Raw genomic sequence first — 22,941 nt, 5'->3', positions numbered from 1 at the left:
GCCGCCGCGTCGGCACCGTAGCGTCGCACGCGTCACTTGTCGGCGACCCGAGCCGGCATCGACGTCCTCATCCCGAAGGAGGTGACCGGGCGGCCCACCCGGCTCTGCGATGTCCGACCTCCTCAGCGTGGCCTCACCCCGCACCGGCGAACTGCTCGCCGGCCGCTACCGGCTCATCGAACGCGTCGGCACCGGCGGCATGGCCCGCGTCTACCGTGCCCGCGACGAGCTGCTGGGCCGTGACGTCGCCGTCAAGCTCTTCCCCGCCGACGGCGCGCAGCACAGTCCGGACACCCTGCGCCGTGCGGCCGAGGCGAAGGTCCTCGCCGCGCTCAGCCACCCGTCGCTCGTGACCCTGTACGACGCACACGTCGAATCCGGCGAGACCGCCTTCCTGGTCATGGAGTTCGTCGACGGGCCGACGCTGCGCGAACGCATGGATGCCGGCGACCTCGACGGCGACCAGATCCGCGCCGTGCTCTCCGAGCTCGCCGCGGCGTTGGCGACCGTGCACGCCGGGGGAGTCGTGCACCGCGATGTCAAGCCCTCCAACGTGCTGCTGCGCCCGACCCCGGACGGCACCGCGACCCAGACCGTGCTCGCCGACTTCGGCGTCGCGCACTTCATCGACGCCGCCCGCCTCACCTCACCGGGCACCGTCATCGGCACCGCCGCCTACCTCGCGCCCGAACAGGTGCGGGGGGAGCCGCCGCTGCCCGCCTCGGACGTCTACGCGCTGGGCCTGGTCGTCCTCGAAGCGCTCACCGGCCGGCATCCGTTCGGGAACCACTCCGTGCAGGCGACGATCCTCGCGCGCCTCGCCCGGCAGCCCGATATGCCGCCCGCACTCGCCGCCGACTGGGCCGCGCTGCTGACCGCCATGACCGCCCACGAACCGGCCGCGCGCCCCACCGCCGCCGAGGTCGCCGCGCGCGCCGCCGCCCTCGGGACCCCGGGCGAGCTGGCCGCGCTTCGGGCCGAGCAGGCGACCGCCGCGTATGAAGTGGGTCAGACCCAGCCGCTGCCGCCGGTGACCCCGGCCGCGGTGGCCGCCCCCGTGCCCACCGCGGCGATGCCCGCACACGCGGCCCCCGCGCGCACGCGGCGGCGCGGTGTCGCCTGGTCGGCGGGTGCCCTCGTCGCGCTGACGGGCGCCGCCCTCATCGCGGCACTCGCGCTGGCCACCCCCGGCGCCGGTCGGGAGGCGCCGGTGTCGCCCATCGACGAGGAGACGGTGGCCGTCGAGGCGCCCGTCGATCCGACCACCCCGCCGGCAGAGGAGGTCGCACCGGTGGTGCAGGACGACGGCGCCGACACCGGCGGCGAGCAGCCGGCCGACAACCCGAACAAGGGGCCGGGCAACAACAGCGGGAACGGGAACAGCGGCAGCGGGAACAGCGGTAGCGGCGGCGCCGGCAACAGCGGCAACGGCAACGGCGGCGCCAACGGGAACAGCGGCAACGGCCGCGGATCCTGACGCAGCGGTGACACTTCGCACGCCATTGATGAGTGGAGTGCGGACGCGCAAGGGGGTGGGAAGCCGGCGGCGTCGCGGGTACGGTGTGCGCCATGGCCAACGTCGCTGAATACTTCGTCGAGACCTTGACCGGCGCGGGCGTCGAGCGCATCTGGGGGCTGGCGGGCGATTCGCTCAACGCCCTCACCGACGCGCTGCGCCGCGACGGCCGCATCGAGTGGCTGCACATGCGCCACGAAGAGGCCGCCGCGTTCGCCGCCGGCGCCGACGCCGAGCTGACCGGCGACCTCGCCGTGGTCGCCGGGTCGTGCGGGCCGGGTAACCTGCACTTCATCAACGGGCTGTTCGACGCTCACCGCAACCGGGTGCCGGTGCTGGCGATTGCCTCGCACATCCCGTCGTCCGAGATCGGGGGCGGGTACTTCCAGGAGACCCACCCGCAGGAGCTGTTCCGTGAGTGCAGCGTGTACTGCGAGATGGTCGGCGACCCGTCGCAGCTGCCGTGGGTGCTGGAGATCGCGATGCGCAGCGCCGTCGAGAAGCGCGGTGTCGCGGTGGTCGTAGTGCCCGGCGACGTGTTCTTCCGCGACGCGCCCGACCGTCGCGCCTCGGCGCCGATCCGCCGCGCCCTCAGCCGTGTCGTGCCGATCGAGACCGAGCTGCGCGGCGCGGCCGACGTGCTCAACGACGCGAAGAAGGTCACCATCCTCGCCGGCGCCGGCGTGGCCGGGGCGCACGACGAGGTGATCGCGCTGGCCGACGCGCTGCAGGCGCCGATCGTGCACGCCCTGCGCGGCAAGGAGCACATCGAGTGGGACAACCCGCACGACGTCGGCATGACCGGCCTGCTGGGCTTCGCGTCCGGCTACCGCGCCATGGAACGCTGCGACGCGCTGCTGATGCTGGGCACGGACTTCCCGTACCGTCAGTTCTTCCCCGAGCGGGCGAAGGTCGTGCAGGTGGACATCCGCGGCGAGCAGCTGGGCCGGCGCACGCCGATCGACGTCGGCTTGGTCGGCGGGGTGCGCGAGACGGTCACGGCGCTGCTGCCGTTCATCGAGGCCGGGCGCAACGGCCAGCACCTGACCGAGAGCGTCGAGCACTACCGCAAGACCCGCACCCAGCTGGACGACCTCGCCGTCGACGACGGCAAGTCCCCGCTGCACCCGCAGTACGTCGCCCGGCTCATCGACGAGCTCGCGGCGCCGGACGCCGTCTTCACCGCCGATGTCGGCAGCCCCGTCATCTGGGCCGCGCGCTACCTCACCATGAACGGGCACCGCCGCCTGCTCGGATCGTTCATCCACGGCTCGATGGCAGGCGCCCTGCCCCAGGCGCTCGGCGCGCAGGCGGCTGACCGGTCACGGCAGGTCGTCGCCCTCGCCGGTGACGGCGGCCTGTCGATGCTGATGGGCGACCTGTTGTCGATCCGGCAGAACAACCTGCCGGTCAAGATCGTCGTGTTCAACAACTCGTCGCTGAACTTCGTCGAACTCGAGATGAAAGCCGCCGGCATCCTCACCTACGGTACCGAGCTGGACAACCCCGACTTCGCCGCGGTCGCCGAGTCGATGGGCATCACCGGCATCCGCGTCGAGCAGGGCGAGCACCTGCGCGACGGGCTGGCGACGGCGCTCGCGATCGAGGGGCCCGCGCTGGTGGACGTCGTCACGGCGCGCGACGAGCTGTCGATCCCGCCGGCGATCACCTTCGCCCAGGCGAAGGGGTTCACGCTGTGGGCGCTGCGCACCGTCATGTCCGGCCGCGGCGACGAGCTGATCGATCTGGCCGACACCAACGTGTGGCGGCGGCTGTTCGGGTAGCCGCCGGTCAGTGCGCCGCGTCGTACGCCTCGAGCACGGCGGCCGGCACCCGGCCCCGCTCGGAGACGGTGTAGCCGTTCTCAACCGCCCACGCGCGGATGGGCGCGTAGTCGCGCTGCCCCGCCCGCTTTTGCTGCCGGCGGCGGCCGCCGGTGGAGGGGGCCGCGGACCGGGCCGAGACCGCGCGCGCCGCGGCGACGTAGGGGGCCAGCGCCTCGCGCAGGGCGGCGGCGTTGCTGTCGGTGAGGTCGATCTCGTAGGCGGTGCCGTCGAGCGAGAACAGCACGGTCTCGCCCTCACCCACCTCGAGCACGGTGCCGTCCAGGTCGTCTACGAGCTGGTGCACGATTCGTCGGGCCATGGGCTGAGCCTATCGAGGGTGGATGCCGGGGCGACAGAGCCGCGGCCCGACACGCGGGATCAGGGCAGCAGGCCCGCCCGCCGGGCGCGGGCGACCGCCGCGTGACGCGTCGACGCGTCGAGCTTGGCCATCGCCGACTGCAGGTAGGACTTGACCGTGCCCTCGCGGAGGTTCAGCGCCGCGGCGATCTCGGCGTTGGTCGAGCCCAGCGCCGCGCAGGCCAGCACGTCGAGCTCGCGCGGCGAGATCGGCACTTCCAGCGGCAGGTGATCGGGACGGTCCTGCGCGATCGCGGCCAGGCGGCGCTCGACGGCGGCCAGGCGCTGGCGCAGGCTCTCGTCGGTGACCGAGGCGGCGATGGTGCGCAGTTCGGCGAAGCTCTCGCGCAGATCCTCCTGCGCGGATGCCGGCAGGGTCGCGATGGGCTCGGTGCGCGGCACGGCCGCCAGCCGCCGCTCGACCTCGTCGTGCACCCGCAGTTCGGTCGAGATCGCCTCAGCGGCGCGGAACACGGGGCCGGCGACCAGATCGCCGACCGGTTGCCGTGTCCACGAGCCGCAGTAGATCATGCCGCGCGGGCGACCGCCGACCACGACCGGCACGGCCACGAGCGTCGAGATCCCTTCCCCCAGGATCGCCCGGTCGTAGTGGTGGGTGATGGAGCGGGCGTTGCGGTACTCCAGCGCGAGGCGGGGGCGCTTCTCGACCATGGCCGCGCCGCCCAGGCCCCGGCCGCGCTCGACGACGAGGCCGTCGATGCTGTGGGTGCGAGCGCCGGCGATCGCCGACACATGCACGGCGCCGTTGTGCTCGAGGCCGGCGAAGATCACCGGAAATTGCGTGTGGCTCGCCAGATCGGCGACGGCCGGTGCGACCAGTCGGGCATCACTGTCGATGTCGACCGGTGATCCCACGCGCTACCTACTTTCGGGGGTGACGGCGACTCTGCCGTCTTCGTAGCGTCGACGATACCACGCGGTCTGTCGCCGTCGGCGGGCGCCGCCATCGTGCTGATCGTCCTGTCGCCCGTGTTCTGGGGCACCGACACGAGCGTGTTCCGCAACGTGGGCACGGCGATCTGGCCGCTGAACAACCCTCACCGGCTACGGCGCCGAGAAGGCGGTGCAGCACTGAGCCGCGCACGACGCACAGCGTGAGGGCGACGCGGCCCCGGCGGGTGGGCTCCGGGGCCGCGTCGTCATGTGCCGGGCGGCCTACGCGCCGGGCACGGTCCGGACGATCGGGTGGCGTCAGCGCGGATGGGCGGACTCCGCCGGCAGGCCGGCGGCCACCCGGTCTTCGAGATCGATGAGGAACCGCTTGCGGTCGGGGTGCGCGCCGTAGTCGCCGATCGACCCGTCGCTGCGCACGACGCGGTGGGCGGGCACCACGATCGACATCGGCGTGCGCGCGCAGGCGGTGCCCACGGCGCGGTGGGCGCCGGGGGAGCCGGCGCGGATCGCGATCTCACCGTACGAGGCAGTCTCCCCGTAGGGGATCTCGCACACCGCCTGCAGGGCGGCCTGCGTGAAGCCGGACACCAGGCGCCAGTCGAGCGCCAGGTCGAACGCCCGGCGCTCGCCGGCGAAGTACTCGTCGAGCTGCGTGGTCACGGTCTCGGTCGCGGCGGCCGACTCGCGCGGCACCGAGCCCAGCCGCAGCCCGAGGGCGGCCAGGGCGCCGTCGCGGGGGTCGTCACGCACGTGGAGGGCGACCAGGCCCTCGTCGCTGACGACGATGAGGGCCTGGCCGATCGGCGTCGGGTGCGCCGAGAGCGCTGTGCTGGTCATGGGTCCATCATGAAGCGCGGCGCCGACGCCCGCAGGCCGGGCGCCCGATCTGTGGAGGGATGCCGGCTGCCTCCCGGCTGGGGAGGAACCGCTGACCGGCGCGGCGCGGAGCCGGGAAATAGCACGAAACTCGCGGCACCTGCGGCCCGAAGACCCGTGCCGCGCTTAGGGTGTGTCGTGTGTGGCGAGCAGAGGGCGGAGCCGTGCGCGGCGACAGCGGGGCCGAGCACGCTGATGCGGTGACCCCGTCGGACCTCGGCCTGTCCGATCCGGAGGTCGTCGTGACCCATGTCGCCGAGCCCGAACGCGCCCGTCTGCGCGAAGAGGCGGCGCAGCTGGGCGGCCGGTCGACATTGCTGCATTTCGCCGACGACACCGACGCCGGCATCGACATCACCCGCGCCCACCCCGGCAGCCTGCCGCAGTTCATCACCGGGCGGTCGACGCTGCTGTCGAACCTGTTCCGCGACGAGGTGGGCCTGCACACCGCCCGCCAGGCGGCCGAGCGCATCGCCGCCAAGGACGTGGAGCTGCGCACCACCCGCGGACTGGACACGGTGCACCTGGCCGTCGGCATGGCCAGTTGGCGCATCGGCGGCATCAGCTGCACCGCGCCGGTGCTGCTGCGCCCGCTCGCCATCCGCCGGCACCACAACGACTTCGACCTGAAGCTGCACGGCACCTTCACCGTCAACCCCGAGCTGGTCGAGGCCGCGCGCACGCACTTCGGCATCTCCCTCGACGGCCGCGCCCTGGCACCCCTCGCCTACGACGACGGGGTCTTCAAGCCGCAACCGGTGATCGACCACCTGCGCGCGCTGACCGCGCACGTGGCGACCTTCACCGTCAAACCGCGCCTGGTCGTGTCGACCTTCGCCGACGTCGCCGCCGACATGGAGCGCGACGCCGCCGACCTGGATCACCTCGTGCTCAACGCCCTCGCCGGCCACGACGCAGCCCGCCAGGAGCTCAGCCTCCGGCGCCCCGTCCCGACCCCGACCGATCCGGACGACCGTCCGCCGGCATCCGATCGCCTGCTGCTGGACGCCGACGGTGAGCAGGAGCGGGTGCTCGCCCGCATCATCGCGGGGCAGTCGCTGGCGGTGCACACCCTGCCGGGCACCGGCGGGACCCAGACGGTGATCAACGCCGTCGGCGAACTCGTGCGCGCGGGCAAGCGGGTACTCGTCGTCAGCGCCCGCCGCTCCACGCTCGAGGGCGTCGCGCACCGTCTGACCGGCATCGGGCTGCCGGGCCTGGCCGTCTCGCCCCGGTACCTGCACCGCGACCTCATCCGCGCCATCAGCCGCAACGAGAAGGCCACCCAGCCCAAGGTCGCCGAGGTCGACGACGCCCTGGTGCGGCTGCGCACGGTGCTGCGCGACTACCGACAGGCCCTCAGCGGCGTGCACCCGCAGATCGGCGTCTCCGCGCTCGAGGCGCTGCGCACCCTGTCGGTGCTCACGCAGAACGGCCCGGCCCCCGTGGTCACCACCCGCTTCGACCTGCGCACGCTGCAGACCCTGTCGACCCGCCGCGCCGAAGCGGCGTCGGCGCTGGCCACCGCGGCACGGCTGGGCGAGTTCCGGTTCGGCCCGAACGACTCGCCCTGGTACGGCGTCACCTTCGACACCCACGAGCAGGCCACCTCGGCCCACGCGCTCGCGACACGTCTGTACCGCACCGAGGTGCCCGCGATCCTCGAGCGCGGGTATGAGCTGATCGGGCAGACCCGCATGCGGCCGTTCACGACGGTCGCCGAGATGGGCGCTTACATCCGGCTGCTGCAGGGCATCCGCGCCTCCCTCGACCGGTTCAGCCTCACCGTGTTCGAGCGGCCGCTGGGCGAGCTCATCGAAGCTCACTCCGCGCGCGGGGCCCGCACCATGTCCGGCGCGAACCGGCGCCGGCTGCGCCGCCTGTCACGCGAGTACGTGCGGCCGGGCATGCACATCACCGACATGCACGAGGCGCTCGTGCGGGTGCAGCAGCAGCGTGCCCAATGGCAGGAACTGGTGGATGCCGGGGTCACCCCGGAGATCCCGCTCGGCCTCGACGACGTCGCCACCGGCTGGCAGCGGGTGGACGCGCACCTGTCCGAGCTCGACGCCGCGCTCGGCCGCAGCACCCCGCTCGCGTCGCTGCCGATCCCGCAGCTGCTGCGCACCCTGGCCGGCCTCGCCGCCGAATCGGACGTGTTCGACAACCTGGTCGAGCGCGCCACCCTGCGCGGGGAGCTGGCGGCGCTGGGCCTGGAGCCGCTGCTCACCGAGCTGTCGGTCAAGCACGTGCCCGAAGAGCGCGTCGCCCACGAGTTCGAGTTCGCCTGGTGGCAGTCGGCCCTGGAGGCCATGCTGCGCACCGACCGGGCACTGCTGGGCGCCAACACCTCGGTGGTGGAACGGCTCGAGCGCGACTTCCGCCTCGTCGACGAGGCGCACGCCGCGTCGTCCGGTCCGCTGCTGGCCGCCGACCTGGCCACCCGCTGGAAGGTCGCGATCGTCGACGAGGCCGCCGAGGCCGAAGCACTCAAGACGGCGCTGCGCGCCCGCACGGCCACGCCGCGCGAGCTCGTCGCCGCCGCACCCACGCTGATGCGCACCCTGGCGCCGGTGTGGCTGGCATCCCCCTACGAGGTGCCCGCGATCCCGGACCGGCCGGAGTTCGACGTCGTCATCATCGCCGACGCCGCCGCCCTGTGCGTGGCCGAGGCGGCGCCTGCGCTGCGCCGCGCCCGCCAGGTCGTGCTGTTCGGCGACCCGGTCACGCAGAAGCCCACCCGCTTCCACCTCGCGGCCGGGTTCGGGCTCGAGGACGAGGAAGAGCCCGAGGTCGAGTTCGACGAGCGCAGCGTGTTCGAGCGCCTGGCCGAGCTGCTGCCGGTCGAGAAGCTCACGCACAGCTACCGCGCCGGCGGGGAGGACCTCGCCGCCCTGGTCAATGACGCCTACTACGGCGGCGAGATCGTGTCGCTGCCGTGGGCCGGCTCGTACCTGGGTCGCGGCAGCCTGAGCGTCGACTATGTGGAGGGCGGCACCGGCGCTCCCGACCCGATCACCGGCGCCGTGGAGAGCCCCGATGCCGAGGTCGCCCGTGTGGTGAACCTCGTGGTCGAGCACGCCGTCAACCGCCCCACCGAGTCGCTCATGGTCGTGACCGCCTCGACGCGGCACGCCGAACGCGTGCGCGCCGCCGTCGAGACCGCGTTCGCCGGCCGCTCCGACGTCGCCGACTTCGTCGGCCGCGACACCGCCGAGCCGTTCGCCGTGCTCGGCCTCGAGGAGTCGGTGGCCGAGAGCCGCGATCGCGTCATCTTCTCCCTCGGATTCGGCCTGACCCGCCACGGCCGCGTGCTCACCGACTTCGGTGACCTGTCGCGCCCCGACGGGGAGCGGCTGCTCACGGTGGGGATGACCCGCGCCCGGCGCTCGATGGTGATCGTCTCGTCGATCCGGCCGTCCGCGTTCGACGAGGGCCGGCTCGAATACGGGGCGGCGACGCTGATGTCCATCCTCGGCGGCATCGCCGCCCGGGCCCGCGAGTCGCGGCTCGAAGACCTCGCCGACCCGCTCACGCTCACCCTGGCGGAGAAGCTGCGCAGTCTCGGGGTCTCCGTCGACGTCGACTACCGTGGGCTGCTGCCCCTGGTCGCGCAGTACCGCGGCAAGGCCGTCGTCGCCGAATGCGACCCCGAGACGATCGGGGAGTCGCTGCGGGAGGCGTTGCGGCTGCGCCCCCAGATCCTGCGCCGGCTCGGCTGGCACTACGTGCGCGTGCACGCCTTCGACCTGTACAGCGATCCGGCCGGGGTGGCGACGCGGGTGGCGGCGATCCTCGGGGTCGAGCCGGAGACACCGTCGGCCGACACCACGACCCAGCCGATCGATGTCGGAGAGTGAGCCGCAGCCCGACCGGCAGCGCATCGTGCGGGTCGCCGGTGGCCGGCGTGTGCGACTGACCCCGGCGCCCGGCACGAGCGCGGAGCCGGTCGCCGCCGACGCGTCGGATGCCGGACAGGCCGGTGGGCCCCCGGCATCCACCCCCGGGCCCAACGATGAGCGGCTGCGACGGGACGTGCCGCCGCACTATTGAGCGACGGCTCCCGCGCTGCCGGCGCGTCAGACGCGCGGGGTCTGGTTCTTCTCGAGCAGATCGCGGATCTGGACGAGCAGCTCCTGCTCGGTGGGCAGCTCGGGCTCCTCGGTGACGCCCGCCTTCGCGGCCTGACGCTCCTTGAGCTTGTTCATCGGCATGACGAACGCGAAGTAGACCACCACGGCCACGGCGAGGAAGTTGACGATGGCGCCCAGGATCGCGCCGTAGCCGAACGTCGTCACGCCGCCCTGCAGGTTCGTGACCGTCCACGTCAGCGCGTACAGGCTCTCGGCGGAGAAGAAGAACGCGATGAGCGGGTTGATCAGTCCGTCGACGGCGGCGTTCACGATGCCCGTGAAGGCGGCACCGATGACCACGGCGACGGCCAGGTCGATGACGTTTCCGCGCAGGATGAACTCTTTGAATCCCTGGATCATGTGCGTGCTTTCAGTGAGCGGCCGACGGCCGAGGTCAGGAACCCGACGGAGCGGGCGAAGCTTTTGCCTCGGTCTTCGATGATGTCGAAGTCGTGCTCTTCGCGCCACTGCCGGCCTCGGACGAGCTCTTCGCCGGCGCCGAGTCCTTCGCCGTGGAGGAGCCGGAGCGCGAATCGGTGCGGTAGAAGCCCGATCCGTTGAAGGTGACCCCGATCGACCCGTACTGCTTGCGCAGCGCGCCCTGGCACTGCGGGCAGTCGGTGAGCGAAGGCTCGGAGAAGGACTGGACGGCGTCGAAGGTGTGGCTGCACTGCGTGCAGGCGTAGGCGTAGGTGGGCATGGATCCTCGGTGGATATCAGTCGGTCAAAGTGACGGTGCGGGTGGGGGTGACGACCCCGGTGACAGGCTGGTCGTGCAGGTCCCGGGGGACCTCGTCGACCAGTTCGGAGTCGAAGACGACGGCGTAGACGGGTGGGCGGCGCTCCATCGAGCCGAGGGTCTTGTCGAAGTAGCCGCGACCCCAGCCCAGACGCGTGCCGTGCATGTCGACGGCGGCCGCGGGGATCACCATGAGGTCGACCTCGTGCACCGCGAGCGGGCTGAGCACCTCGGACACGGGCTCGGGCACGCCGAACGCGGCCTCGACGATCTCCGCCTCGGGATCGGCGACGGTCCAGTCCAGAAGCCCGTCGGCGCGGGTCAGCGGCAGCAGCACGCGGATGCCCCGTTCCACCGCGGCGGAGATGAACTCGCGGGTGCCGGGCTCGATCGTGGTCGACAGGTAGCAGGACATCGTCGTGACGTCGAACCGCTCCACGAGGGCGTCGAGCTGCTCGCGGATGCCGGCGGCGGCGGCCTCGTTCGCCTGCTCGGAGCGCTGCTGACGGCGCTCGCGCAGGTCGGCGCGCATGGCGCGCTTCGCGTCGTCGATGCCGTCACCCATCCTCCGATCATAAATGGGGGACACGGGATGCCGGGCGGCGTCGCCGCGGATCGCTAGAGTGTGCATCATGTCTGCCAACCGCATCAAAGCCGTCATCCCTGCCGCCGGCCTCGGCACCCGCTTCCTGCCGGCGACGAAGGCCATGCCCAAGGAGATGCTGCCGGTGGTCGACAAGCCGGCCATCCAGTACGTGGTCGAAGAGGCGGCCGCGGCCGGTATCGACGACGTGCTGATCATCCTCGGCCGCAACAAGAACAACATCTCCAACCACTTCGACGCGATGCCCGAGCTCGAGGCGGTGCTGCAGAACAAGGGCGACCACGACCGGCTCACGCGGGTGCAGAAGTCGACGGCGCTGGCCGACATCCACTATGTGCGCCAAGGTGAGCCCAAGGGTCTCGGCCACGCCGTGTCACGGGCGCGGGCCCACGTCGGCGATGCCTCGTTCGCGGTCCTGCTCGGTGACGACCTGATCGACGAGCGCGATGAGCTGCTGACCACCATGCTCGATGCTCACGAGCGCACCGGGCTCACGGTCGTCGCGCTCATGGAGGTCGACCCCGACCAGATCCACATGTACGGCGCCGCCGCCGTCGAGGCCACCGACGACGAGCGCATCGTGAAGGTCACCGGCCTGGTCGAGAAGCCGAAGAAAGAGGACGCGCCGTCGAACTACGCCATCATCGGCCGCTACGTGCTGCCGCCGAAGGTGTTCGAGATCCTCGAGCGCACCCCGCCGGGCAAGGGCGGCGAGATCCAGCTGACCGACGCGCTGCAGGAGCTGGCGGTCACCGACGGCGTGCTCGGCGTCGTGTTCCGCGGCCGCCGCTACGACACCGGCGATAGGGTGGACTACATCAAGGCCATCGTGCAGATCGCCGCGGATCGAGACGACCTCGGCCCCGACATCCGCCCGTGGCTGAAGGAATTCGCGGCGCAGATCTGACGCCGCCTCGTCGAGGAGTACGCGGGTGGATCTGACGACACCCCGCCAGCACGGACCGATCGCGATCCGCCTCGTACGGCAGCGCGATGCGCGCACCCTGCAGGACGAACTGCTGGGCAACCGGTCGTGGCTGCGGCCGTGGGAGGCGACGAGCCCCGACGGGCCGGTGTCGTTCGACATGCGCGTGGGCATCCGCCGGCTGCTGCAGCAGTACCGTGACGGCGGGGGAGTGCCGCTGGTCATGGAGTACCACGGCCAGATCGCCGGGCAGCTGAACGTGTGGGGCATCGCGCGCGGGTCCCTGGCGTCGGCCACCATCGGCTACTGGGTCAGCGAGCGGTTCGCCGGCCGCGACATTACCCCCACCAGCGTCGCACTGGCCACCGACCTGTGCTTCACGGAGCTGAACCTGCACCGGATGGAGATCTGCATCCGGCCGGAGAACCGGGCCAGCCTCCGCGTCGTCGAGAAGCTCGGTTTCCGCTATGAGGGGCTGCGGCGCCGGTACATCCACATCGACGGGGACTGGCGCGACCACTACGCGTTCGCGCTCGTGCGGGAAGAAGTGCCCGAGGGCGTGCTGCAGCGCTGGATCTCGGGTCGGGCGCCGACGGAACAGGCCGCCGTGCCGCCTGCCGACCGGCTGCCCTCGTGACACGGGAACCTTCGAGTTGAACTCGAACCTCAGACACGCGGTGTGGCGCCGGGCTCGCAGGGCCTGATCCGCTTACCTTTGACCACATGGGTGGGCAGGTTCTCGGTGGCGGGGTGATCGCGTTGGTGGCGGTCGGGCTGTGGCTGATCTACCTGCTGCCGTCGTGGCACGGCCGGCACCAGTACGACGCGGCCGAGCGCAACGCCCTGCGACTGAACCGCGCGCTGCGGGTGCTGGCGGAGACCAGCGAGACCCCCGAAGAGGTGCGGCTCGAGCTGAACGCCCGCACCGCCGCCGCACAGCAGAAGCTGGCCAAGCGCGCCCAGACCGAACGCGAGCAGGCCGAGCTCGACGTCGCCCGCGCCCAGCTGCGTGCCGCACGTGCCGAAGCCGCCGTCGCCAGTGAACGGGCCCGCGCCGAATCTGCCGTCTCGCGGGAACGCGCCCGTGCGGAGGCGCTCGCCGCCCGGGAACGGGCGAAGGCCGAAGCGGTCGCGGCCCGCGAGCAGGCCAAGGCCGAATCCGCGGCCACGCGCGCCCAGATCGCCGCCGCCCGTGAGCGTGCCCGCCGTGAGGCCGCCGCGGCGCTGGCCGAGCCCGCTCTGCGCCGTGCCCAGGCCCGCCGCCGCGTCCGCCTGGCGACGACCGTCCTGGCCGTGGCGGCCGTCGCGCTGACCGGCTGGGGCATCGCACAGGTGATCGCCGGTGCCGGGCAGCTGCTGCTCTGGGCCGGCGTGGCCCTCCTGACCGCGTGCGCGCTCGTGCTCCGGCAGATGGCGGCCGTGCAGCGCCGTGCCGTCGCCCGCGTGGCGCCGGTCGAGGTCGGCCGCACCGTGGCATCGGCCCCCGGCCGGATCATGGACCCCGAGACGCCCTCGTGGACGCCGCGGGAGCTTCCGCGGCCGCTCACCGCGTCGGCGGGCTCGCGCGCCGCCGCCGTGCTCGACGGGGCCGCCGCCCGCGACGCCGTGCGCCGGGCCGCGGTCGACGACGCGATCCGCGAACGGGCCGCGCAGGCCGCGCCGCCGTCGATCGACACCGCACGCCGTGCCCGCCCTGCCGCCGAGACCTTCACCGGCCCCGCCGACGACGCGCAGATCGAAGCGCACGTGCGGTCGCTGCTCGAGCGCCGCGCCGCCGGCCAGTAGGCGGGGTTCACGCTGCCTCCACCATGTGGACGCGGCACGCGGTCAATCGGGTGCCCGCGAGCGTGATAATCTACTTCAGGTTCTTGGGCCTGTGGCGCAGTTGGTAGCGCGCTTCGTTCGCAATGAAGAGGTCAGGGGTTCGAATCCCCTCAGGTCCACCATAAGAGGCTTACTGCAATCGGCGTCCTCGTAAACGCCGCCAGGCAGGTCAAGCCAGAGGTTTGTTAGTTCGGCCAGGCCGCCCTTCGGGGCGGCTTTTGGCGTTTCTGGGCCGCTGTGGCGCGCTGTCGCGGCCAGAGTGGCGGCGCGGGCGGCCTCGGGTGTTGCGCCCGCTGTGAGGGCTTCCCAGCCGCGTTCGGCGGCGAGAAGTTCCCGTAACGGAGAGCGGATGTCGTCGCCGACGACTTCGTCGTGGGCGACGTAGACGTGGGCGAAGACCGCCTGGTTGAGCTTGCGTCGGGTCGCTTCACTGGCGTGGAGATACAGCTCGTAGGGGTTCTCGAGCAGATCGAGGTGGGCGTCGAGGAACGCTCGGCCGCTGGAGAGGTCGCCGTGTACCTCGCTGAGTTGCTCGGTCACGCGCCGCCGGTCACGGGCGATGTCGCGCAGGCGCTGGCGGATGCGTTCTTGCGGGAGCGAGCTATCGGCGGCGAGGTCGAGGAGGTTGTCTTCTTTGACGGTGAGCTGTGCGAGTTGGTCTTCGAGGTTCTTGCGGAGCAGTTGCTGCGCGGCGACCTGGTCGTTGAGCGCGGCTTCGATGTGGTTACGCACGGCGGTGACGAACGCGGGGCTGAGGCTGTCCCGCGTCAAGTAGTTGGCAGGGTTTCTTCGATTTCGAAGTTGGGGATGGTGGGGTCGGCGGTGCCGGCGTAGACGTCGGCGGGCCGGTTCCAAGCGATCGCTTCGTGTGGTCGGACGTGGTTGTAGTCCTGCCGGTAGGCGTTCACGTGCTCGACGAGTTGGAGGCCGTCGTCGATCTCTTCCCGGAACAGCCACTCGTACTTCATCGTCCCGAAACCGCGTTCGCGTGACCCGTTCTGACCGGGCGTGCGGACCCTCGTGCGGACGTGCCGCAGCTCGGGGTGGAGCGCGATGAACGCTTCGAACGTGAACGAGCGGAACGGGCCGCCGTTGTCCGTGATGATCGTCAAGACCGGCAGGAATTCCCCGGTTGCCTCGTCGACCTGACAGTCATCGATCAGCGGGTGGCCGAGCAGCCTCTCGGCTTCGGCGACGGCGAGTTCGACCGCGGTGATGGCGTCGTGCATGTTCGCGGTCGGGGACACGTGCGCGTCGAACTCGTACTTCGCCCAGTAGTCCCCTCACCGTCGCTGCCGACGTGACCGCCGCGGAAGCGATCACGTCGGTTCGCGCGAGTGCGGCGCAGCTGCGCGCCGACGCGCAGTCCGGCGGCTACGTCTACGTCGTCGATGGGCGCGAGCGTCTCGTCGGCGTCGTCGCGTTCCGTGCGCTCGTGCTCGCGCCCGCCGGCACCCTCGTCGCCGACCTCATGGACGACGACGTCATCAGCGTCGCCCCGCTGGATGACCCCGAGCAGGCGGCGCGCACCGTGCTCGATCAGCGGCTGCTCGCGGTGCCCGTCATCGACACCGAACGGCGGCTGCTGGGCATCATCATCGCCGACGCGGCGGCCGACATCGCGCGGGAGGAAGCGACGGAGGACGCTGAGCTCCAGGGCGGATCCCAGCCGCTGGACACTCCGTACCTCCGCGCGTCGCCGTGGCTGCTGTGGCGCAAGCGCATCGTGTGGCTGCTCGTGTTGTTCGTCGCATCCGCCTACACCGCGACCGTCATGCAGCTCTTCGAGGACGAACTCGAAGCCGTCGTCGCGCTCGCCTTCTTCATCCCGCTGCTCATCGGCACCGGCGGCAACACGGGTACCTAGATCACCACGACACTCGTGCGCGCGATCGCGACCGGTCAGGTGCGGATGCGGGACATCGGCCGCGTGCTCGGCAAAGAGATGACGTCGGCGACGCTGGTCGCCCTCACCATGGCGGTCGCCGGGCTCGTGCGGGCGTTCACGCTCGGCGTCGGCTGGGCCGTCATCGCCACCGTGATCCTGACGATCGTCGCGATCGTGCTGTGGGCGGCGTTCATCGCCTCGATCCTGCCGCTCGTGCTCATGAAGACGCGCGTCGACCCCGCGGTCGCGTCGGCGCCGATGATCGCCACGATCGTCGACGGCACGGGACTGATCATCTACTTCCTGATCGCCAAGGCGCTGCTGCCCGAACTTGCGGGGTTGTGACCAACACCGGAGCCGGCCGTCCCGGGTGCGTGCGTCGTCGGTGGTCGGGATCTCGATACGCGCCCTGCGGGCGCTACTCGATCACCGGTGGGACGCGCTGCGCGCTACTCGATCACCGGTAACCGGCGGTCGCCACGACCCGGGAGCGCTGCGCGCCCAGTCCCGACACTCCCATCTCGATCACGTCACCGACGGCGAGGTACGGGAAGCGACCTGACAGCGCGACACCCTGCGGCGTGCCCGTGCAGACGAGGTCGCCGGGCTCGAGCTGCATGTACTGCGACAGGTTCTGCACGATCGTGGGCACGTCGAAGATGAGGTCCGCGGTCGTCGAGTCCTGGCGGGCGTCGCCGTTCACCGTGGACCACAGGCGCAGGTTGCCCGGATCAACCTCGGCAGCGGGGACGAGCGCAGGACCGACGGGGCAGAACGTCGGCGCGCTCTTGCCTTTGGACCACTGCCCGAGAGACGTGACGAGCTGGTGCTCGCGCTCCGAGACGTCGTTCGTGACGACATATCCGGCGATGGCCGCCTCCGCTTCCTCGCGTGAGGCGAGACGGTTCGCGACGGAGCCGATGACGACGCCGAGTTCGACCTCCCAATCGAGCTTCGCGGCGCCCGGGGGGAGGATGACGTCGTCGAACGGCCCGACGACGGTGTTGGGGTGTTTGAAGAACACGATCAGTTCGCTCGGCGGCTCCGCACCCGACTCCGCCGCGTGCGCCGCGTAGTTCTGGCCGATGCAGATCACCGCCGTGGGGCGCGCGATGGGGGCGCCGATCCGTTCGCCCTCGATGCTCGTGGCGGGCAGCTCTCCCGCGACGAGTGCTCGCCGGACACGGTCGATTCCACCGCCCGCGAGGAACGCGCCGTCGATGTCCGCAGCAAGACCGTCGAGGGCATAGGCCACGCCGCCCTCGCGGACGACGGCGCGTTCCTCGCCCGCCGTCCCGACACGCAGGAACTCCACGTCCGTCAGACCTCCGTGGGCAGGGCGACGATCGCGTCGACCTCGACGAGGAACCCGTTCAGGTCGGCCTGGATCGAGGTGCGCGCGGGGTACGGCGTGCCGAGGAACTCCTTCGATACCTCGTTGAATTCGGCCCAGTCGGACATGTCATTGAGGTACACGCCGATGCGGACGGCGTTGCGCATCGACGTGCCCGCCGCCGCGGCAACGGCCTCGAGATTCGCGAACGTCTGCCGCACTTGATCGGCGAACGTCTCGCCGACGATGAAGGCGTCGGGGTTGAACGGGCCCTGTCCGGCGAGGAACAGGAAACCCCCGCTGACGATTCCGGAGGAGTAGGTCCCGGCCGGGGCCGGGGCGGTGGATGCGGTGATCTGCTGCACAGCAGTTCCTTTCTCGTGGTGACGCTAGTGGCGACCCAGGACGGGCCAGATGTCGGCAACGACGTCGTCCTCGATGGCGAAGACGCGCGAGTGCATGTTGGTGAGCCCGCAGGCATGGTTGGGTCGGATGCGGATGAGGTCGCCGACCCGCAGGTGCGACGAACCGCGGATGAACCCGTGCTCCTCGTGCCCGGTGGCGAGCACGCCCCCGCCGGGGGAGACGACGGTGCCGAAGCGGCCATCGCCGTGCATGGAGCCGTCGGAGCTCATGGCCTTGATCCCGGCGTCGATGAGCACGGGCTCGCCGCGCTCGGTGCTGATCACGCGACTGAGCACGGTCATGGCGGTGTCGGCCGGATCGATCGTGCCGATCGCGACCTGGTTCTCGTCCCCGTACACATACGTCCCGGGGCGGGCCTCGGTGATCCCGGGAACGGCCGGGGCAGAACGCGCGCCGGCCGTCGAACCCACCGAGACGCTCGTCAGCTCGAGTCCGTCCGCACGGATGCGCGCCGCGGTCTCGGCGAGGACTGAACCCGCGGCCGTCCCCACCGCCGTGCGGCGTTCGGGATCCGCACCCACGCCCTGGACCTGGCCCTCGTGTGTGAACACGCCCTCCAACCGCAGCCCCGGCAACGCGGCGATCGCCCGCGCGGCCGTGACGGCGTCGGCGGGGTCTACGCCCGTGCGTCCCAGCCCGGAGTCGACTTCGAGGCGGGCCTCGATCTCGATCCCGGCGCTCGCGGCGGCCGCGGAGAGTGGTGCGGCGGATGCGACGGAGTCGACCCCGACGATCAGTCGGGCCTGCTGGGCGACTCGCATCGCGGTCGCGACGCGGTGCGGGCCCACGGGCGGATAGGCCCAGAAGATGTCCGTGAACCCCGCCGCGACGAGTGCCTCGACCTCGGCGCCCGTGGCGGCCGTCAGTCCGACGGCGCCGGCGTCGACCTGCATCCGCGCGATCTGCGCGCTCTTGCTCGTTTTCCAATGCGGGCGCAGCTCGACGCCGAAGCCCTGCGCGAGGTCGGCCATCCGCGCGATGTTGCGACGCACGGTCGGCACGTCGATCAACACAGCCGGTGTCGGCAGTTGCTCGATCGGGCGGCCGATGAAGTCCGAGGCGGCGGTCACGAGGTTTCTCCAGACGGGGTAGGTGGATGCGGGGTCCGCGGCGATCAGGCGAGCGGACCCCGCATCGGATGAGGCTGCGATCAGGCGAGCGGGAACTCGCGCCGCACGTCGAACTGCGAGTAAGTGACGTGGCGGGTGAGCGGATCGGCCGCCTCCGCATACTCGGTCACCGGAAGCAGCGCCCGGGTCTCGCTGCGGAATCGGACGTACGGCTCGGCGAGCGCGACGCCCGCCCAACGGCCGAACTCACCGTTGCTCGCCTCGATGAGCTTGCGGGCGAACGGTCCGCCGTAGCCCTGGCTGACGAAGCAGTCCATCGCCGCGATCTTCCGACCGACCACCGAGGTGATGTCGATGAGGAGGTCGTTGCGGACGCCGTACGTGGACAGCGCATCGTTCGTGAGCACGGGAAGCCCGCCCAGGAAAACCTGCTTGACGTTGACCTCTTCCCTCCCGTCCAGGTTCTTCAGGAACTGGGCGGCGCGGTCGAGCGCGGCGATCAGCGTCATCGTCGCGATCGTGTGCGCCGAGTTGGTCACGACGGGGTTCTGCGGGTAGTCGGCGATGATCACGTCGGGGCGGTGCTTCGCGATCAGTTCGGCGACCTGATCCACCATGTCTTCGCGCACGACGCTGATCGCGTCGTCGTGGTCAAGGAACTCGATCGTGCCGATGCCGATGATGTCGGCCGCGCGGCGCAGTTCGCCCTTCTTGTTCTCGATGATCTCCGCTCGTCCCGCGGCGACGAGGGCCGGGTCCGCGTCCTTTTTGCGGGCTTCCTCGGCGTACACGTTGGGGTGGATGCGTCCGCCGTGCGTGAGGATCACGGCGACGATCTCGTCACCCGCATCCGCGTGCAGTGCCAGCGTGCCACCGCAGTTGGTGATCGTGTCGGCGGGATGGGCGTAGACGGTCATGATGCGCATTGCGTTTTCTCCTGGGTTGGTGGGTCTTCGGTCGGGTGATGGGTGAGGGACGTGCTAGACGGTGGTGACCTTCGTGAGGTGGCGGGCCCGCTGACGTACGGGGTCGGGGAGCGGCGCGGCGGCGACGAGGCGGCGCGTGTAGTCGGTCTGCGGCGCGTTGAGCACCGTCCGGGCGTCGCCCTGCTCGACGATCTCGCCGTGTTGCAACACGACGACGTTCTCCGCGAGCAGTTCGACGACGGCGAGGTCGTGACTGATGAACAGGCACGAGAACCCGAGGCGCTGCTGCAGACCCTGGAACACGTCCAGCACGGCGGCCTGGACCGAGACGTCCAGTGCCGAGGTGGGTTCGTCGGCGATGAGCAGTTCGGGTTCGAGGGCGAGTGCCCGCGCGATGCCGACGCGCTGCCGCTGGCCTCCCGACAGTTCGTTGGGGAACCGGGTTCGCCACGAGGCGGGCAGCTCCACCTGTTCGAGTAGTTCGACGACGCGCGCGCGTCGCGCCGCGCGCGACATCGACTGACGGTGCGCCACGAGAGGTTCGGCGATGCACTCGCCGATCGTCATCCTCGGGTTCAGCGAGGAGGCGGGGTCCTGGAACACCATGCCGTACGTCTCGCGTGCGGCGCGCGCGGCGGCCCCGCGCAGTTCCTGCAGGGCGACACCGCCGACCCGGATGCTGCCCGAGGTGATCGGCGCGAGCCCGACGACGGCCTTCCCGATCGTGGACTTCCCCGAGCCCGACTCGCCGACGAGGCCGACAACCGTGCCCGCGGGCACGGTGAAGCTGACTCCGTTCACTGCGGTGAATCCCGCGCGACGCCACCCCTTGTTGTACTGCACGACGAGGTCTTGCACCTCGAGCGCGGCGGGGACGTCTTCGGTCACGGGAACACGTTCGGACGTCGTGCCCGACGGCTGCGGGACGGCGTCCAGCAGTTTGCGCGTGTACGGATGCTCGGGGGCGGCGAACAGGGCGTGCGTCTCGGCGGTCTCCATGACCTGTCCGTCCTTCATCACGACCACACGGTCGGCCATGTCGGCGATGACTCCCATGTCGTGGGTGATCAGCATGATGGACAGGCTCCGCCGATCGCGCAGTTCGCGCAGCAGCGCGAGGATTTCGGCCTGGATGGTGACGTCGAGGGCCGTGGTCGGCTCGTCGGCGATGATGAGGTCGGGGTCGTTGACAAGGGCCATCGCGATCACGGCGCGCTGGCGCATTCCGCCCGACCACTGGTGCGGGTACTGCTTCGCCCGCTCCGAGGCGTCGAGGACACCGACCTGCGTCAGGGTCTCGACCACCTTCGCGCGCGCCTCTGCACTCGAAGCACGCGGGTGGTGTATGAGGTAGGCCTCCTCGATCTGCTTTCCGATCGAGGCGACGGGGTCAAGCGTCGTCATATGGTCCTGGAAGACCATGGCGATCCGGCGGCCGCGGATGCTGCGCATCTTGCTCGGCGCGAGCGACGCCAGGTCGACGCCTTCGAACTCGATGCTGCCGCTGACGATGCGGGCGCCGGAAGGGAGGATGCGCAACACGCTGAGCGCGGTCATGCTCTTGCCGGAGCCGGACTCGCCGACGACGCCGACGATCTCGCCCGGATGGATCTCGAGCGCGACATCCTCGAGGATGCGCACCGTTCCCTGCGGGGTCGAGATGTCCAGGGTGATGTCGCGCACGGCGAGCAGCGCGGGGGAAGTCTCGTTCGTCATGTCAGTTGTTCTTCCGAGGATCGATCGCGTCGCGGATGCCGTCGCCGACCGCCATCGCAGACAGGACGGTGACGGCGATCATGACGCCCGGCGGCACCCACAGCCACGGCATCGAGGACAGAACGGTCAGCGACTGCGCTTCGTTGAGCATGTTTCCCCAGCTGGACTGCGGCGGTTGGACGCCGGCGCCCAGGAACGACAACGAGGACTCCAGCAGGACGGCTTCCGCCACGAGCAGGGTCGCCGAGACCACGATGGGGGGGAGCACGCCCGGCACGAGGTGCCGGAAGAAGATGAAGCCGGTGCGCGACCCGAAGGCGCGCGCGGCCTGCACGAACTCCTCCTCGCGCAGGCTCAGGACGACACTGCGGGCGATGCGCGCGGGTGACCCCCACGCGAGCAACGCGATCACCAGGATCAGCATGGGCACGCTCGGTCCGATAACGCCCGCGAGGACGATGATCACGAGGACGGCGGGCACCGACAGCATGATGTCGATGAGGCGGCTGAGGATCGTGTCGATCGCTCCACCGAACCACCCGGCGGCGACGCCCGCGAGGGTTCCGATCACGACGGCCATGAGGGCCGCCGAGAATCCGACGAGCAGCGAGATCTGCCCGCCGGCGAGAAGTCGGCTGAGCACGTCGCGCCCGGTCGAGTCCGTGCCGAGCCAGTGCTCGGGCGAGGGCGGCTGGCGGACTGCGGTCAGGTCGATCGCCGTGGGGGAGTAGGGGCTGATCCACGGCGCGAGCACGCTCACGATCACCGTGATCAGCAGGATGACCAGCCCGACGACGGCGGTCGGGTTGCGGAGGAACCGCCGGACCGCGAGCTTGTCGGGAGAGGTCGTCTCGGCGACCTCGACGAGGTTGACCGTCGAGGTGGACAGGAGACTGGGGCGTTTCATCATCGTGCCGTCCTCACCCTCGGGTCGATGAACGAGTAGGACAGGTCGGCGATCAGGTTGCAGACCAGGACGAGCACGGCGATGTAGAGGCCGAACCCGATGAGGATGGGGTAGTCGCGGTTGGTCAGGGCGTAGATCGCGAGTTGCCCCATGCCGGGCCACGCGAAGATCTGCTCGAGCACGACCGCGCCCGACAGCGTGACCGGGATCGTCATCGCGAGCACCGTGATCAGCGACATGAGACTGTTGCGGAGCGCGTGGCGCAGCGCGCGGGCGGGTGTTCCGCCCTTCGCGATGATCGTGCGGACGTAGTCCTTGCCGAGCTCTTCCAGAACGCCGCTGCGCACATAGCGAATGAATGAGGCCGAGATCGCGAGGGCGAGCAGCCCCACGGGCATGATCATGTGGAGTATCAGGTCGCCGAGGCCGTCTTTGCCCACACTGTGCATTCCCGAGGAGGGCAGCCAGTGGAGCTTGACGGCGAAGACATAGATCGCGAGCATTCCGAGGAAGAAGCTCGGAACGGCGATCGCGATGACGCTGACCGTGCTGATCGCGTAGTCGGCCACCGTGTTGCGGCGCACGGCCGCGATCACCCCGGCGGGCACCGCGATGATGAGCCCGATGAGGAGCGCGCTCCCCATCAGCAGGACCGTCGGGCCCAGCCGGTCGGCGAGAAGCTCGCCGACCGGCCGGCCGTTCGTGTAGGAATAGCCGAGGTCACCCGACATCAGCGCGCCGAACCACCGGACGAACTGCACCGCGATCGGCTGGTCGAGACCGAGCCGTTCACGGACCGCCGCGGTGTAAGCCTCTCGATCCTCACCCAGCACGTCCGGAGGCACCATCATTTCGACGGGGTCGCCGGGGGCGAGGCGAACGAGGGCGAACAGTCCCACCGCGATGAGCAGGAAGACGGCCACGCTCGAGAGAAGACGTGTGATGAGGGACCTCAGCATG

The 22,941-nt window shown here is 70.9% G+C and carries 24 protein-coding genes and 1 tRNA gene; 11 read left to right on the top strand and 14 right to left on the bottom strand.

The genetic code is table 11. The annotated features are described in order from the left end of the window. Nucleotides 1-109 precede the first annotated feature (109 nt). Both ACQ143_RS04625 and poxB read left to right on the top strand, forming a co-directional pair. On the top strand, nucleotides 110-1,477 hold the full coding sequence (locus tag ACQ143_RS04625) for a serine/threonine-protein kinase (protein WP_449569511.1): 1,368 nt from the start codon (nucleotides 110-112) through the stop codon (nucleotides 1,475-1,477). A gap of 92 nt (nucleotides 1,478-1,569) precedes the next feature. Continuing rightward, nucleotides 1,570-3,300: a ubiquinone-dependent pyruvate dehydrogenase gene (gene poxB, locus ACQ143_RS04620; protein ID WP_449569510.1), complete on the top strand. Its 1,731-nt coding sequence runs from the start codon at nucleotides 1,570-1,572 to the stop codon at nucleotides 3,298-3,300. Nucleotides 3,301-3,307: 7 nt separating this feature from the next. On the opposite strand, the gene ACQ143_RS04615 is transcribed toward poxB, so the two are convergent. The 3 genes from ACQ143_RS04615 to ACQ143_RS04605 form a co-directional block, all read right to left on the bottom strand. After that, entirely contained in the window at nucleotides 3,308-3,661 is a 354-nt protein-coding gene (locus tag ACQ143_RS04615; protein WP_449569509.1) for a histone-like nucleoid-structuring protein Lsr2, read from the bottom strand. Nucleotides 3,662-3,720: 59 nt separating this feature from the next. Beyond that, entirely contained in the window at nucleotides 3,721-4,575 is an 855-nt protein-coding gene (locus ACQ143_RS04610) for a helix-turn-helix transcriptional regulator (RefSeq protein ID WP_449569508.1), read from the bottom strand. 336 nt (nucleotides 4,576-4,911) lie between these two features. After that, nucleotides 4,912-5,451 (bottom strand): methylated-DNA--[protein]-cysteine S-methyltransferase, encoded by a 540-nt coding sequence (locus ACQ143_RS04605; protein ID WP_449569507.1) that lies wholly within the window; start codon nucleotides 5,449-5,451, stop codon nucleotides 4,912-4,914. Between the two features lie 170 nt (nucleotides 5,452-5,621). On the opposite strand from ACQ143_RS04605, the gene ACQ143_RS04600 reads away from it, so the two are divergent. Both ACQ143_RS04600 and ACQ143_RS04595 read left to right on the top strand, forming a co-directional pair. Further along, a complete protein-coding gene (locus ACQ143_RS04600; protein WP_449569506.1) occupies nucleotides 5,622-9,350 on the top strand; it encodes an AAA family ATPase in 3,729 nt (1,242 codons plus the stop codon). Then, a complete protein-coding gene (locus ACQ143_RS04595; protein WP_449569505.1) occupies nucleotides 9,337-9,543 on the top strand; it encodes a hypothetical protein in 207 nt (68 codons plus the stop codon). The genes ACQ143_RS04600 and ACQ143_RS04595 overlap by 14 nt, the downstream gene beginning before the upstream one ends. Before the next feature lie 26 nt (nucleotides 9,544-9,569). Here the strand turns inward: ACQ143_RS04595 and mscL are convergent, their stop codons facing one another. Genes mscL through ACQ143_RS04580 form a run of 3 tightly spaced genes read right to left on the bottom strand, consistent with a single transcriptional unit; the run spans nucleotide 9,570 to nucleotide 10,927 of the window. Further along, the gene (gene mscL, locus ACQ143_RS04590) at nucleotides 9,570-9,983 is read right to left on the bottom strand and encodes a large conductance mechanosensitive channel protein MscL (protein WP_449569504.1); all 414 of its coding nucleotides are present in this window, start codon (nucleotides 9,981-9,983) and stop codon (nucleotides 9,570-9,572) included. A 34-nt stretch (nucleotides 9,984-10,017) separates the two neighbouring features. Continuing rightward, nucleotides 10,018-10,323: an FmdB family zinc ribbon protein gene (locus ACQ143_RS04585; protein ID WP_449569503.1), complete on the bottom strand. Its 306-nt coding sequence runs from the start codon at nucleotides 10,321-10,323 to the stop codon at nucleotides 10,018-10,020. Nucleotides 10,324-10,339: 16 nt separating this feature from the next. After that, nucleotides 10,340-10,927, bottom strand: coding sequence for a 5-formyltetrahydrofolate cyclo-ligase (locus ACQ143_RS04580; protein ID WP_449569502.1), 588 nt, complete (start codon nucleotides 10,925-10,927; stop codon nucleotides 10,340-10,342). A gap of 67 nt (nucleotides 10,928-10,994) precedes the next feature. On the opposite strand from ACQ143_RS04580, the gene galU reads away from it, so the two are divergent. The 5 genes from galU to ACQ143_RS04555 all read left to right on the top strand — a co-directional run bounded on the left by galU (nucleotide 10,995) and on the right by ACQ143_RS04555 (nucleotide 14,549). Then, nucleotides 10,995-11,873: a UTP--glucose-1-phosphate uridylyltransferase GalU gene (gene galU / locus ACQ143_RS04575; protein WP_449569501.1), complete on the top strand. Its 879-nt coding sequence runs from the start codon at nucleotides 10,995-10,997 to the stop codon at nucleotides 11,871-11,873. A 25-nt stretch (nucleotides 11,874-11,898) separates the two neighbouring features. Beyond that, nucleotides 11,899-12,528, top strand: a complete 630-nt coding sequence (locus tag ACQ143_RS04570) for a GNAT family N-acetyltransferase (protein ID WP_449569500.1) — start codon at nucleotides 11,899-11,901, stop codon at nucleotides 12,526-12,528. Between the two features lie 86 nt (nucleotides 12,529-12,614). Then, complete coding sequence (locus ACQ143_RS04565) at nucleotides 12,615-13,676, top strand: large exoprotein (RefSeq protein WP_449569499.1); 1,062 nt, start codon at nucleotides 12,615-12,617, stop codon at nucleotides 13,674-13,676. An 85-nt stretch (nucleotides 13,677-13,761) separates the two neighbouring features. Then, a tRNA-Ala gene (locus ACQ143_RS04560) sits at nucleotides 13,762-13,837 on the top strand. Between the two features lie 250 nt (nucleotides 13,838-14,087). After that, complete coding sequence (locus ACQ143_RS04555; protein WP_449569498.1) at nucleotides 14,088-14,549, top strand: hypothetical protein; 462 nt, start codon at nucleotides 14,088-14,090, stop codon at nucleotides 14,547-14,549. Here the strand turns inward: ACQ143_RS04555 and ACQ143_RS04550 are convergent. Continuing rightward, the gene (locus ACQ143_RS04550) at nucleotides 14,483-14,944 is read right to left on the bottom strand and encodes an integrase core domain-containing protein (protein WP_449569497.1); all 462 of its coding nucleotides are present in this window, start codon (nucleotides 14,942-14,944) and stop codon (nucleotides 14,483-14,485) included. The two genes, ACQ143_RS04555 and ACQ143_RS04550, sit on opposite strands and share 67 nt — an antisense overlap. A 71-nt stretch (nucleotides 14,945-15,015) precedes the next feature. Between ACQ143_RS04550 and ACQ143_RS04545 the strand changes: the two genes are divergently transcribed. Together ACQ143_RS04545 and ACQ143_RS04540 are read left to right on the top strand one after the other, a co-directional pair. Next, entirely contained in the window at nucleotides 15,016-15,582 is a 567-nt protein-coding gene (locus ACQ143_RS04545) for a CBS domain-containing protein (RefSeq protein WP_449569496.1), read from the top strand. 15 nt (nucleotides 15,583-15,597) lie between these two features. Further along, complete coding sequence (locus ACQ143_RS04540; protein WP_447950056.1) at nucleotides 15,598-15,948, top strand: magnesium transporter; 351 nt, start codon at nucleotides 15,598-15,600, stop codon at nucleotides 15,946-15,948. Nucleotides 15,949-16,060: 112 nt separating this feature from the next. Here ACQ143_RS04540 and ACQ143_RS04535 read toward each other — a convergent pair whose 3' ends face one another. The 7 genes from ACQ143_RS04535 to ACQ143_RS04505 all read right to left on the bottom strand — a co-directional run bounded on the left by ACQ143_RS04535 (nucleotide 16,061) and on the right by ACQ143_RS04505 (nucleotide 22,940). Next, complete coding sequence (locus ACQ143_RS04535; RefSeq protein WP_449569495.1) at nucleotides 16,061-16,918, bottom strand: fumarylacetoacetate hydrolase family protein; 858 nt, start codon at nucleotides 16,916-16,918, stop codon at nucleotides 16,061-16,063. Between the two features lie 5 nt (nucleotides 16,919-16,923). Continuing rightward, nucleotides 16,924-17,301 carry a RidA family protein gene (locus tag ACQ143_RS04530; protein ID WP_449569494.1) on the bottom strand — a complete coding sequence of 126 codons (378 nt, stop codon included), beginning with the start codon at nucleotides 17,299-17,301 and terminating at the stop codon, nucleotides 16,924-16,926. A gap of 24 nt (nucleotides 17,302-17,325) precedes the next feature. Further along, a complete protein-coding gene (locus tag ACQ143_RS04525) occupies nucleotides 17,326-18,432 on the bottom strand; it encodes an alanine racemase (protein ID WP_449569493.1) in 1,107 nt (368 codons plus the stop codon). An 80-nt stretch (nucleotides 18,433-18,512) separates the two neighbouring features. Beyond that, complete coding sequence (locus tag ACQ143_RS04520; protein ID WP_449569492.1) at nucleotides 18,513-19,358, bottom strand: PIG-L deacetylase family protein; 846 nt, start codon at nucleotides 19,356-19,358, stop codon at nucleotides 18,513-18,515. A 54-nt stretch (nucleotides 19,359-19,412) separates the two neighbouring features. Continuing rightward, the gene (locus ACQ143_RS04515) at nucleotides 19,413-21,074 is read right to left on the bottom strand and encodes an ABC transporter ATP-binding protein (protein ID WP_449569491.1); all 1,662 of its coding nucleotides are present in this window, start codon (nucleotides 21,072-21,074) and stop codon (nucleotides 19,413-19,415) included. A 1-nt stretch (nucleotide 21,075) separates the two neighbouring features. After that, nucleotides 21,076-21,984 (bottom strand): oligopeptide ABC transporter permease, encoded by a 909-nt coding sequence (gene opp4C, locus ACQ143_RS04510; RefSeq protein WP_447950050.1) that lies wholly within the window; start codon nucleotides 21,982-21,984, stop codon nucleotides 21,076-21,078. Further along, nucleotides 21,981-22,940: an ABC transporter permease gene (locus ACQ143_RS04505; RefSeq protein ID WP_447950049.1), complete on the bottom strand. Its 960-nt coding sequence runs from the start codon at nucleotides 22,938-22,940 to the stop codon at nucleotides 21,981-21,983. The genes opp4C and ACQ143_RS04505 overlap by 4 nt, the downstream gene beginning before the upstream one ends. Between the last annotated feature and the right edge of the window lies 1 nt (nucleotide 22,941).

The organism is Microbacterium pollutisoli (assembly GCF_053586795.1).
Note: the sequence above shows the minus strand (reverse complement) of the source record. Positions and strands in the feature narration are given on the sequence as shown.